At 70.7% G+C, this 12,270-nt stretch carries 8 protein-coding genes; 6 read left to right on the top strand and 2 right to left on the bottom strand.

Annotation, left to right across the window (positions count from 1 at the left end; all coding sequences use genetic code 11):
* Nucleotides 1-31: 31 nt before the first annotated feature.
* Nucleotides 32-745 (bottom strand): GbsR/MarR family transcriptional regulator, encoded by a 714-nt coding sequence (locus tag IH26_RS0114380; protein ID WP_157437181.1) that lies wholly within the window; start codon nt 743-745, stop codon nt 32-34.
* Between the two features lie 120 nt (nt 746-865).
* Here IH26_RS0114380 and IH26_RS0114375 point away from each other — a divergent pair, with 120 nt between their 5' ends.
* Both IH26_RS0114375 and glgX read left to right on the top strand, forming a co-directional pair.
* Nucleotides 866-1,996, top strand: a complete 1,131-nt coding sequence (locus tag IH26_RS0114375; RefSeq protein ID WP_157437180.1) for a serine hydrolase domain-containing protein — start codon at nt 866-868, stop codon at nt 1,994-1,996.
* A gap of 141 nt (nt 1,997-2,137) precedes the next feature.
* Nucleotides 2,138-4,225 carry a glycogen debranching protein GlgX gene (gene glgX / locus IH26_RS0114370; RefSeq protein ID WP_030436676.1) on the top strand — a complete coding sequence of 696 codons (2,088 nt, stop codon included), beginning with the start codon at nt 2,138-2,140 and terminating at the stop codon, nt 4,223-4,225.
* Between the two features lie 24 nt (nt 4,226-4,249).
* On the opposite strand, the gene IH26_RS0114365 is transcribed toward glgX, so the two are convergent.
* A complete protein-coding gene (locus tag IH26_RS0114365) occupies nt 4,250-4,765 on the bottom strand; it encodes an RICIN domain-containing protein (protein ID WP_030436675.1) in 516 nt (171 codons plus the stop codon).
* Nucleotides 4,766-5,068: 303 nt separating this feature from the next.
* Here IH26_RS0114365 and IH26_RS0114360 point away from each other — a divergent pair, with 303 nt between their 5' ends.
* From IH26_RS0114360 to xynC, 4 genes are all read left to right on the top strand, one after another.
* Entirely contained in the window at nt 5,069-7,954 is a 2,886-nt protein-coding gene (locus IH26_RS0114360; protein WP_030436674.1) for an ATP-binding protein, read from the top strand.
* A 263-nt stretch (nt 7,955-8,217) separates the two neighbouring features.
* A complete protein-coding gene (locus IH26_RS0114355) occupies nt 8,218-10,185 on the top strand; it encodes a family 43 glycosylhydrolase (protein ID WP_030436673.1) in 1,968 nt (655 codons plus the stop codon).
* 17 nt (nt 10,186-10,202) lie between these two features.
* Nucleotides 10,203-10,478, top strand: coding sequence for a cellulose binding domain-containing protein (locus tag IH26_RS0114350; protein WP_030436672.1), 276 nt, complete (start codon nt 10,203-10,205; stop codon nt 10,476-10,478).
* A gap of 51 nt (nt 10,479-10,529) precedes the next feature.
* Entirely contained in the window at nt 10,530-12,224 is a 1,695-nt protein-coding gene (gene xynC, locus IH26_RS0114345; protein ID WP_051808099.1) for a glucuronoarabinoxylan endo-1,4-beta-xylanase XynC, read from the top strand.
* The last annotated feature ends 46 nt before the right edge of the window (nt 12,225-12,270 follow it).

The following is a 12,270-nucleotide window of genomic DNA, read 5'->3' as shown; positions in this document are numbered from 1 at the left end:
CGCCACCCCATCCTCCGGGAAAGTGGTGGCGTCAGGGACGGCCGTGCGAGAAGAGGTGCCGCCAGCGTTCGGCAGCGCGAATCATGTCCAGCCCGACGTGCTGGAAGAACTGGCCGGTGTCCCGCATCCGGGAGCCGGCCGGGGTTCGCCGGCCGAGGATCCGGGCGCCTTCCCGCGCCGCCTCGGCCAAGATGGTGTTCATCCGGGCGCTGGCGATCCAGGCGCGGAACCAGACGTCGTCATCGACGATGTACCGGTCTCGGCGCCCGCCGGGATCGCGTTCTCGGCGGACCAGTTCCTGCTGCTCGAGGGCGGCGATCGCGGCGGACACCGAGGCCGGGCTGACCCGTAGGCGATCGACCAGTTCGGCCGCGGTCAGCCAGCCGGCGTCGGTCGTGTACAGGCAGGCGAGCACGCGGGCGGTCATCCGGGGCAGGCCGGTGCGCATCATCAGCGCGGTGAACCTGTCCTGGAACTCACGGACCGCCGCCGGATCGCGCCCGTACGCGTCGATCCCGCTGGGCGCCGGCGGCACGGACCCGGGTCGCCGCCGGCGAGCACGCTGCCGGGTCGCCGCCTGCGCCTCGTCGACCTGGTACCCGCGATACCCGCCGTTGCGGGCGACCTCGCGGCTGATCGTCGACGTCGGCCTCTCCAGCCGGCCGGCGATCTCGGTGTACGCCAACCCCTCGGCCAGCCCGGCCGCGATGATTTGGCGGTCCTCGTAGGTCAGCTGTCTCGCCATCGAGCGCCAGTATTGCATTCATTGCCACCATCGTTGCAAACATCGGCCTTCAGCAGCGAGTACACAATGCACGGTGGTTTCACCATTGCTGAAGGATCGAACGCAACATAGCTTCCGGCCATGCAGATTCGACTCGTCGTCACTGGCCTACTCGTCGCGGCAATGGCCGCGGCGAACCCGTCCTGGCACGGCCACGCCGCCGTGCAGCAGGTGCTCGACCAAGCCGTCGCCGGCGGGCTGCCGGGTATCTCCGCCGAGATCCGCGGCCCGGACCGTACCTGGTTCGGTACGGCCGGCGTCGCCGACATCACGACCAGCCGGCAGCGCAAACCGCCGGACCGGTTCCGCATCGGCAGTACCACCAAGACGTTCGTCGCCACCGTGGTGTTGCAACTCGTGGCCGAGCACCGGCTGCGCCTCGACGATCCCGTCGAGCGGTGGCTGCCCGGCGTGGTGCGCGGTAACGGCCAGGACGGCCGCCGGGTGACCATCCGCGAGCTGCTCGGCCAGACCAGCGGCATCTTCGATTACCAGGGCGACTCGACGCTCCAGAAGCAAAGCGTCGGGACGCCGTTCCTCGTGCACCGGTTCGACCAGTACACGCCGGACCAACTCGTACGGATCGCCATGGCCCACCCGTCGCCATTCGCTCCGGGGACGAACTGGGGCTACTCGAATACGAACTACATCCTGCTAGGCATGCTCATCGAGCGGATCACCGGCCGATCCCTGGCTCAGGAGATCGCGCTGCGCATCGCCCGGCCGCTCGGCCTGACCGGCACGTATCTGCCGGCCGCCACGGACACGTCCATCCTGGCACCACACGGCCGGGGCTACTCGAAGCTGTTGCTGCCCGACCCGACCCCGATCTACGACGTCACCGAACTGAGCCCGTCGTGGAGCTGGGCGGCCGGCGGACTGATCTCCACCGTCGGCGACCTCACCCACTTCTTCGGTGCCCTGCTGGCCGGAACGCTGCTGCCGCCGGCCGAGCAGCGCGCGATGTTCAACACCAGGCCGACCGTCGGCTGGATCCCGAACACCACCTACGGCCTGGGCATGTCCTCGATCGCCCTGTCCTGCGGCCGGGTCGTGTGGGGGATGGGCGGCGCCATCAGCGGCTCGTTCTCCTACACCTACGGCACCCGGGACGGCAGGACCGTTCTCGCCATCAACGTCAACGGCGACTGGAACAACCCGATCGGCACGTTCACCCAGGCGCTGGAGGCACAGTTCTGCCCGGCCGGCTGACCGGCTCTCGTCAGGGGTCCGCACGCGCCGGGGGGCGGGTTCTGGGCCTGATCGGTGATGCGAGCGGCACACGGCTGACCCTAGGGTGTCGACAAGGGACTGCGCCGTCCTTCGATGAATTCGGCTTGACTTGGACAAATCATGAAGATCTCGTCGGGAAGCCCGTTTCCGCTCGGCGCGACGCCCTCGCCGGACGGCACGAACTTCGCCGTCGTGTCCGGCGGCGACGACGTGGTGTTGTGCCTGTTCGACGCGGCCGGGGGCGAGACCCGGGTGCCCCTGGAGGAGCGCGACGGGGACGTCCGGCACGGCTTCCTGCCCGGCGTCGGGGCCGGTCAGGCGTACGGCTATCGGGTCGGCGGTCCCTACGAGCCGGGCCGTGGCCTGCGGTGCAATCCGGCGAAACTGCTGCTCGACCCGTACGCCCGGGCCGTTGCCGGCGAGGTGCGCTACGGGCCGGAGATCCTCGGGTACGCGGCGGGCAACCCGGACGCCCCCAGCGGGCTCGACTCGGGCGGGCACGTTCCGCGCAGCCTGGTCGTGGACACCGCGCATCAGTTCGGCGAGCGGCCCCGGCACGCGTACGCCGACACGGTCATCTACGAGGTGCACGTCAAGGGCTTCACCGCGACCCACCCGGGTGTGCCCGGGGAACTGCGCGGCACGTACGCCGGGCTGGCCCACGACGCGGCCCTGGCGCACCTGACCGGCCTCGGCGTGACCGCGGTCGAGCTGCTGCCGGTGCACCAGAGCGTGCCCGAGGGTCTGCTCCGCGAGCGTGGCCTCACCAACTACTGGGGCTACAACACGATCGGCTACTTCGCGCCGCACGCCGGTTACTCCGCCGCCGTGCGGGCCGGCCGGCCCGGCGGGCAGGTCGCCGAGTTCCAGGCGATGGTCGACGCGCTGCACGGCGCCGGCCTCGAGGTCATCCTGGACGTGGTCTTCAACCACACCGCCGAGGGCAACCACCTCGGCCCGACGCTGAGCCACCGGGGCCTGCACAACCCGGCGTACTACCGGCTGGATCCGGACGACCTCCGGTACTACGTGGACACCACCGGGACCGGGAACTCGCTCAACGCCGGCCACCCGGTCACCCTCCAGCTGATCATGGATTCGCTGCGGTACTGGCTGACCGAGATGGGCGTCGACGGCTTCCGCTTCGACCTGGCGCCCACGCTGGCCCGCCAGGAGGGCGGCTTCGACACCCTGAGCGCGTTCTTCGATCTGGTCGCGCAGGACCCGGTGGTGTCGCGCGCCAAGCTGATCGCCGAGCCGTGGGACGTCGGCCAGGGCGACAGCTACGACCTGGGCCGTTTCCCGCCGTTGTGGAGCGAGTGGAACGGGCGGTACCGGGACGTGATGCGCGACTTCTGGCGCAGCCACGACGGGCTGATCGGCGAGTTCGCCGCCCGCTTCGCCGGCTCCTCCGACCTGTACCAGGCGGCCGGCCGCCGCCCGACCGCCTCGGTCAACCTGATCACCGTGCACGACGGGTTCACCCTGGCCGACCTGGTCTCGTACGACAGCAAGCACAACGAGGCGAACGGCGAGGACAACCACGACGGTACGGACGACAACCGGTCGTGGAACTGCGGGGCCGAGGGTCCGACGGCCGATCCGGAGGTGGTCGCCCTGCGCGATCGGCAGCGCCGCGCCATGCTCACCACGCTGCTGCTGTCGTTCGGCGTGCCGATGCTGCTCGGTGGCGACGAGCTCGGCCGCACCCAGCGCGGCAACAACAACGCCTACTGCCAGGACAACGAGATCAGCTGGTACCACTGGTCCGCCCCGGACCGGCAATTGACCGCCTTCACCCGTACGCTGATCGAACTCCGCCGGACCCACCCGGTGTTCCGCCGCCGCCGGTTCCTGACTGGCGTCGAGACCGCCGAGCTGGGCTGGTTCACCCCGGCCGGCACGCCGATGACCATCGACGACTGGCGCGACCCGGGCGCGCGGTGCCTGACCCTGTACCTCGACGGCGCCGACGCCCCCGACCAGGACGAGCAGGGTGACCCGCTGCTCGACGACGACTTCCTGATCACGGTGAACGCCTGGTGGGAACCGGTCGACTTCGTCCTGCCCGGCGCCCGCGACGGCCGGGCCTGGCAACCGCTGATCGACACCTACGAGCCGACCGGCAGCGCGACCGGCGGCGCGGTCGCCGCCGGCGCGCGGGTCACCGTCCGGCCCCGGTCGATCGTCGTGCTGCACGCCGGCTGACCACGGGCGTGCTGCCGGAGCTGGTCAGGCGCCGAAAGCGGCGAACCACTGGTTGTTGCCGTCGTTCCAGTACCAGGTGTCGATGGCCGCGCCCTGGCTGACGCTGCCGCCGCTGACGTCGACGTACAGGCCGCTGTAGACGCTGCGGATGTTGTACAGCGTGCCGCCCGGGGTCAGCGAGGTGTCCCACAGCTGGTTGACCGCGCCGCTGCAGTCCCACTGGTAGAGCTGAGCGCCGGCCACGCCGTTGGTGGTGACGCACTTGCCGCTCATCCGGTTGACCAGTTCGAAGTGCGAACCCGACGGCTGGAGCGTGAAGACCTGGTTGTCGCCGCTGAGCGACCACTGGATGATCCCGGCGCCGTTGTCGTACGAGCCACCGGCGACGTCCAGGTAGAGGAACTCGTTGGAGAACGGCGCGATCCGGAAGTGCGGGCCGCTGGCGTTCGCGGTGCCGGAGCCGGCCAGGAGGCCGCCGGTCAGCACTGCCGCGGCGGCGGTGGCGGTCAGGGCGAGCTTACGCAGGGAGATACGGAACATGACGGAACTCCGTTTCGGACGGCGCCGCCCGGCTGGCGACGCGACGACCGAAACGCTAAGGACCGACCCGCCGGGCGAGCTATTGGACGATTGCCGTATCCCGGCGCCACCCGGCCCGGGCCTCCGACCTGGGATTGTCGGCCTTCGGCAGGCCGGCGGTACGGCACCCGACAGTGAAAGGTGTCAGTACCTCAGAGCGTGTCCGCGGGCACCCTGAGGTAGCCCGGCGGAACCCCCGGTCCGAATTCCGACTGTCCGATCCACGGTATTCGCCGGGTGACGTCCGGTCGTACCGTTCGCACGGTGAGTCACTGTCCGGTCAGCCCGGTCTTCGTCGGACGCCACGCCGAGATCGACCGCCTCCAGTCCTTGATCGAGCGGGCCGCCGGCGGTCACACCGAAGTGGCGACGGTCGCCGGCGAGGCCGGGGTCGGCAAGTCACGACTGCTCGGCGAGGGCGCCCGGCTGGCCGCCGCCCGCGGCTTCCGGGTGCTCGGCGGCGGCTGCGTCGAACTGGGCGGCGAGGCCATGCCGCTCGCCCCGCTGGCCGACGTGCTGCGCGGGCTGACCTGCCAGGCCTCCCCCGCCGAGCTGGACCGGCTGCTCGGGCCGGCCCGCCGCGAGTTCGCCCGGCTGCTGCCGGATCTGGACCCGGCCGTGCCGACCGGCGACGCCCCGGTCGCCCAGTTGCTGGAGCACGTCCTGGGGCTGATTCGCCGGCTGGTCGCCGAGCGCCCGCTGCTGCTGATCATCGAGGACCTGCACTGGGCCGACCAGTCCACCCGGGACATGGTCGTCTTCCTGGTCCGCCGGCTGCGGGACCTGCCGGTCCTGCTGTTGCTCAGCTACCGCTCCGACGAGTTGCACCGCCGGCATCCGCTACGCCCGCTGGTGGCGTGCTGGGAACGGTCCCGTTCGGCGTGCGTTCTCCAGCTGCGACGGTTCGGCCGGGCCGAGGTCGACGCCCAGCTGCGAGCCATTCGTGACCAGCCGAGCGACGCCCGGCTCACCGACCTGGTCTTCGACCGTTCGCAGGGCAACGCCTACCTGGTCGAGGAGATCCTCGCGGCGGTCGAGGGCGGCGCCGACCCGGGCGACCTGCCACCCTCGCTGCGCGACGTCCTGCTGGCACGCAGCGAGAGCGTCTCCGAGCCGGCGCAGCAGGTGCTGCGCGCAGCGGCGGCGGCCGGACCCCGGGTGGCCGACCGGCTGCTCGCCGGGGTGGCCGGCCTGACCGGCGCCGACCTCCAGCGGGCGCTGCGTGAGGTGGTCGAGCACCACCTGCTCGTCGTGGACGACGGCGGCCACGGCTACGCCTTCCGGCACGAGCTGACTCGCGAGGCCCTCTACGACGACCTACTGCCGGGCGAGCGAGTACAGCTACACGCCGCGTACGGGGAAGCCCTCTCCGCCGACCCCGGTCTGCTCGGCGACGACGCCGGCGTGGCCGCGACCCTGGCACACCACTGGTCGGCCGCGCTCGACCTGCCCCGCGCGCTGGCCGCGTCGGTCCAGGCCGGGCGGCAGGCGGCCGCTGCCTACGCTCCCGCCAAGGCGCTGTGCCATCTCGAGCGTGCCCTGCAGCTCTGGCCTCGGGTGCCCGACGCCGAGCAGCGGGCCGCCCTGCCATGGCCGCGGCTGTGCCTGCTCGCCGCCGAGGCGGCCTGGGGCGCGGGCGCACCGCACCGCGCGCTCGCCCTGGTGGATCAGGCCGGGACCGAGGAGATCGAGCTGACCCGGTGGCGGGCGCGGATCCTGCGCGCGCTCGGCCGCTCGCACGAGGCCGTGACCGAGATGCGCGACGCGCTCGCCCGGCTGCCGGACCACCCGCTCACCACCGCGCATGCCGACCTGCTGGCCACGCTCGCCAACGCGCTGATGCTCAGCGACCAGACCGCGGAGGCCGCCTCCGTCGCCCGCCGGGCCGTCGCGGCGGCCACGGCCGCCGGATCGGTGTCCCGGCGCGCCGATGCCCTGCTGACGCTCGGCACGGTCCTGGCGTACGACGGCGGGGAGGAAGCCGGACTGGCGGCCCTGCGGGAGGGGGTCGCGCTGGCCGAAAGGTACGGGCTGCCGGAGGTCGGCATGCGCGCCCACATCAACCTCTCCGACGTGCAGACGCTGCTAGGCCGGTACGCCGAAGCGGCGGAGACCGCGGCGACCGGCCTCGCGCTGGCCGAACGGATCGGGCACACCCGCTCCTCCGGCGCGCTGCTCACCGGCAACCTCGCCGAGGCCTGGCTGCGCGGCGGCCGCTGGCACGACGCGGCGGAGCTGATCACCCGGTCGCTGGCCGCCGAGCCGACCGACGTCTTCGCCGGGGCCCTGCTACTGCTGCGCGCCGAACTGTGGCTGGGCAAGGGCGACGCCGACGCCGCGGCAGTCGACCTGCAGGCGGCCACCCGCGAGCTGGCCGCCGGCCGCAGCGTCCAATACCGGGGACCACTGGCCTACGGCCGGGCCGAGCTCGCCCGCCTACGCGGCGAGCCGGCGGCGGTCCGCCGACATCTCGCGGAGGTGCTGTCCCGGCCGATCGGCGGCATGTGGAGCCGGTACGCGTGGCCGCTGGCCTGGCTGGACGCCCGGGCCGCGGCCGATACTCGGGACGGGGAACTGACGCCGGTCGCCCTGCCCGCCCGGACCCGGCCCGCCCAGGCCTTTCAGGCTCTGACCGCGGCCGAACTCGCCCGGCGCGAACGAACGGACGAGGTCGACGCGTGGACGGCGGCCGTGACCGCGACCCGCGCCGCGACCGAGGCTTACCCGCTGGCGTACGCCCTCTTCCGGCTCGCCGAGGCGCATTGCGCCCAGTCCCGGCCGGACCGGGCGACGGCAGCGGCTGCGGCCGCCGAATGTTCCCGTCTGAGCGAGCAACTACGAAGCGTCACGGCCGACGACGTCCGCGCCCTGGCCGCCGGCCACCGCCTGGACATCGGCAGCCCGGCGCCCTCGCACCGCATCCCGGCGCCGACGCCGGCGCCGGCGGCCGGCTTCCGGCTCACCGGGCGGGAACGCGAGGTGCTCGCCCTGGTGGCCGAGGGACGCACCAACGGGCAGATCGCCAGCCGCTTGGTCATCAGCACGAAGACGGCCAGCGTGCACGTCTCCAACATCCTGGCAAAACTCGAGGTCGCCAGCCGCACGGAGGCCGCAACCGTGGCCTTCCGCCGCGGCCTGCTCGCGAGCTGAGCTCTGCGCGCCTGGGCCGGGCTGCCTGCCTGGACCACCGCCGCCCATGACTCCTTGGCCGGGAGCTCCTGGCCGGCCGGGCACACCTTCCGTCGCCCCGAGTTTCGTCATTGAAAACCGGTTATCCGTACGCCGCGCAAATGGTCGGCTTGAACTACCGCGAAACATCCTGGCAATATCGATGGATCTGCATGGGAGCGCTCCCACCTCCTTCGGTACCCCCGCCCGTCGATGTCACACCGCCCTCGGAGGAGACGATCCGCATGAGACGCCTGCGCCGGCTCACCCTGACCGTGGTCCTCACGCTCGGCCTGGGCGTCGCCGCCGTCGCGACCCGCGCCGAGGCCGCCACCGGATGCCGGGTCAGCTACGCCGTCACCAACCAGTGGCAGGGCGGCTTCGGCGCCTCGGTCACCGTCACCAACCTCGGCGATCCCGTCACCGGCTGGAACCTCACCTGGTCCTTCGCCGCCGGCCAAACGGTGACCCAGGCCTGGAACGCCACGGTCACCCAAACCGGGTCACAGGTAACGGCGAAGAGCATGGACTACAACGCCAGCATCCCGACCGGCGGCGACGCCGGCTTCGGCTTCAACGGCGCCTGGACCTCGGCCAACCCGGTTCCCGCAGCGTTCGCTCTCAACGGAGTTCCGTGCACCGGCGACACCGGACCCACCACCCCGCCGACCACCGGACCCACCACGGGACCGACCACCGGGCCGCCTCCTTCGGCACCGAGCACCTTCAGCAACCCGGTCATCTGGCAGGACTTCGCGGACGGCGACATCATCCGGGTCGGCGACGTGTACTACTACTCAGCCTCGACGATGCACTATTCCCCCGGCGCGCCGATCCTGCGCTCCTACGATCTGGTCAACTGGGAGTACGCCGGGCACTCGGTGCCGCGCCTCGACTTCGACTCCGCCGCCTACGACCTCAACGGCGGCCGGGCCTACGTCAAGGGCATCTGGGCGTCGGCGTTCAACTACCGGCCCAGCAACCAGACCTTCTACTGGCTCGGCTGCACCGAGTTCAACCGCACGTACGTCTACAGCTCGACCTCGATCGGCAGCGGCTGGACCAAGAAGGCGCGGATCAACAACTGCTACTACGACGCCGGGCTGTTGTTCGACGGCGACACCCCGTACGTCGCGTACGGAAACACCACCCTCAGCGTCGCCCAGCTGTCGTCCGATCTCACCTCCCAGGTCCGGTCCCAGACCGTTTTCCAGACCCCGTCGAACATCGGCACGCTCGAAGGCTCCCGGATGTACAAGCGCGGCAACTATTACTACATCTGGTGCACCCGGCCCGCCAACGGCCAGTACGTCCTCCGCTCGAGCAGCCCGTGGGGGCCGTACGAGCAGCGCCAGGTCCTGCTCGACCTGCCCGGTCCGATCAGCGGTGGCGGCGTGCCGCATCAGGGCGGCCTGGTGCAGACCCAGAACGGCGACTGGTGGTACATGGCGTTCACCGACGCGTACCCCGGAGGCCGGATGCCGACGCTGGCGCCGATCACCTGGACCAGCGACGGCTGGCCGGTCCTGCAGACGGTCAACGGCCGGTGGGGCGCCACCTATCCGAGGCCGAACCTCGCCTGGCACCCGCTGGCCCCGATGACCGGCTCCGACGACTTCACCAACCCGGCGCTCGACGCCCAGTACGAGTGGAACCACAACCCGGATACCTCGAAGTTCAGCGTCGGCAACGGGCTGCAGCTGTCCACCGCGACCGTGACCAACGACCTCTACAACGCCCGCAACACCCTCACCCGGCGCATCCCGGGCCCGTCGTCGACCGCCACCATCGCCCTCGACTACTCGTCGATGGCCAACGGTGACCGGGCCGGTTTGGCCATGCTGCGGGACCAGTCCGCGTGGATCGGCGTGCGCAAGGACAACGGCGTCACCCGGGTCTCGATGACCAACGGCCTGACCATGTCGACCAGCGGATGGACCACGACCGGCACCGGAACCGAGGCGGCCGGCGCGAACATCTCCGGCGGCCGGATCTGGCTGCGGGTCAACGCCGACATCCGGCCCGGTTCCGGCCGTACCGCGACGTTCTCCTACAGCACCGATGGCACCACGTTCACGACGCTGGGACCGCCGTTCACGCTCAACAACGACTGGCAGTTCTTCATGGGCTACCGGTTCGGCGTCTTCGACTACGCCACCACCGCGCTCGGGGGCTCCGTGACGGTCAACCGGTTCGCCGTCACCACGCCCTGATCTCCCAAGGAGACACCGTGAAACTCGCCGCCGCATTCCGCCTGCTCGCCGTGCCTCTCGGAGGGCAGCCGGCCGAGGCCCGGGCCGACAACCCGATCGTCCAGACCATCCGGCCAGACGATCAGCCAGGCCTGGAACGGCTCCTGAGCACCGACCAGACCGGCGCGACCGTGACCAACGCGTCCTGGAACGGCGCGCTCCCGGCCGGCGCGTCCACCACCTTCGGATTCCTGGCGACCGGCACGCCGGGCGCTTCCGACCTTAGCTGCACGGCGTCCGGGAACCTCCCCTGACCGCGAAGTCACATTGTCATCGACAAACATCGACAGTCAGAAGGACGAGACATGGAGCCAGACCACGAGAACCCGATCGGCGGGGAGCGACGGCTGCTGAGCCGCCGAACCGTCCTGACGACGATGGGAGCCGTACCGGTGCTCGCGGTCGCCGCGTCGGTCATGGCGCCCACCGACGCGTCAGCCGCAGCGGCCAACATCAACCCGGCGGTGCCAAAGCAGACGATCAAAGGCTTCGGTGCCATGGTGCACGCGGCCTGGATGGGCGACCTGACCGCGGCCCAGCGCACCACCGCGTTCAGCGCCGGCGAGGGGCAACTGGGTTTTTCTGTGCTCAGAATTCCGGTCAACGAGACCCAGTCGGCGTGGGGCAACGAACTGGCGACGGCCAAGCGCGCGGTCGAGCTCGGTGCAACCGTCTTCGCCTCGCCGTGGAACCCACCGGCCGGCATGACCGAGACCTTCACCCACGGCAGCCAGACCAACGCCAAACGCCTCAAGGCGAGCTCGTACGCCGCCTATGCCCAATACCTCAACGACTTCACGACCTACCTGGGCAACAACGGCGTGCCCCTGTACGCCATCTCGGTGCAGAACGAACCCGACTACGCGACCGACTGGACATGGTGGACCGCGGCCGAAATCGTCAAATTCCTCAAGGAGAACGCCGGCTCGATCGGCACCAAGGTCATCGCACCCGAGTCGTTCCAGTACGTGAAGTCCATGTCGGACCCGATCCTCAACGACCCCGCCGCCTTGGCCAACGTCGACATCATCGGCGCTCACCTCTACGGCACGCCGTACGCGAACTTCCCCTACCCCCTGTTCAAGCAGAAGGGCGCGGGCAAAGAGCTCTGGATGACCGAGGTCTACTACCCCAACAGCACCGACTCGGCCGATGCCTGGCCGGGGGCGCTCGACGTGGCCGAACACATCCACCACGCCATGGTCGACGCCGAGTTCCAGGCGTACGTCTGGTGGTATCTGCGGCGCAGCTACGGTCCGATGCGCGAGGACGGTCAGATCAGTAAGCGCGGCGCCATGATGGCGCATTTCGCGCGGTTCGTACGCCCCGGCTACATACGGGTCGACGCGACCGCGAACCCGGTGACGAACGTCTACGTCTCGGCGTACAAGAACGCGGACACCGCGGTCATCGTCGCCGTCAACAAGAACACCTCGGCGGTCACCCAGCAGTTCACCCTGGCCGGCACCACCGCGTCCGGCCCCGTCGCGAACTGGCTGACCGACTCGAGCCGCAACGTCGCACCGCAGAACACCCTCACCATGACCAACGGCTCGGTCAGCGTCACCCTCCCGGCCCACAGCGCCATGACGTTGGTAATCAGCGTGAACGGTGCCTCGTCGCCCAGCCCGTCACCGAGCGTGTCGCCCACGGCCGTCCCCACGACGACCCCTCCGGCGGGCACGGCGCCCCGGGTCACCTACACCACGAACACCTGGAGCACCGGCCTCACGGCAAATATCAGCATCACGAACGCCGGGCCGGCCACTATCGACGGCTGGACCCTGAGCTTCACCTTGCCCTCCGGCCAGTCCATCACGTCCGGCTGGAACGCCACCTACACTCCGGCCAGCGGTCAGGTGAACGCCCGCAACGTCAGCTACAACGCGACGCTCGCCCCCGGTGCCACCACCGACATCGGTTTCCAGGCAACCCACACCGGCAACACCGCCGCCCCGACCGCCTTCACCCTCAACGGCATCCCCTGCACCGTGGCCTGATCGCCCGCGCCCGGTTCCCGCACTCCTCCGGAACCGGGCGGCATCC

The organism is Actinoplanes subtropicus (genome assembly GCF_000721705.1).
Taxonomy (GTDB): Bacteria; Actinomycetota; Actinomycetes; order Mycobacteriales; family Micromonosporaceae; genus Actinoplanes; species Actinoplanes subtropicus.
Note: the sequence above shows the minus strand (reverse complement) of the source record. Positions and strands in the feature narration are given on the sequence as shown.

Coding starts and splice junctions, on each gene's coding strand:
- xynC (WP_051808099.1), top strand. CDS start 10,530: ATGGAGCCAGACCACGAGAACCCGATCGGCGGGGAGCGACGGCTGCTG.
- glgX (WP_030436676.1), top strand. CDS start 2,138: ATGAAGATCTCGTCGGGAAGCCCGTTTCCGCTCGGCGCGACGCCCTCG.
- IH26_RS0114375 (WP_157437180.1), top strand. CDS start 866: ATGCAGATTCGACTCGTCGTCACTGGCCTACTCGTCGCGGCAATGGCC.
- IH26_RS0114355 (WP_030436673.1), top strand. CDS start 8,218: ATGAGACGCCTGCGCCGGCTCACCCTGACCGTGGTCCTCACGCTCGGC.
- IH26_RS0114365 (WP_030436675.1), bottom strand. CDS start 4,765: ATGTTCCGTATCTCCCTGCGTAAGCTCGCCCTGACCGCCACCGCCGCC.
- IH26_RS0114380 (WP_157437181.1), bottom strand. CDS start 745: ATGGCGAGACAGCTGACCTACGAGGACCGCCAAATCATCGCGGCCGGG.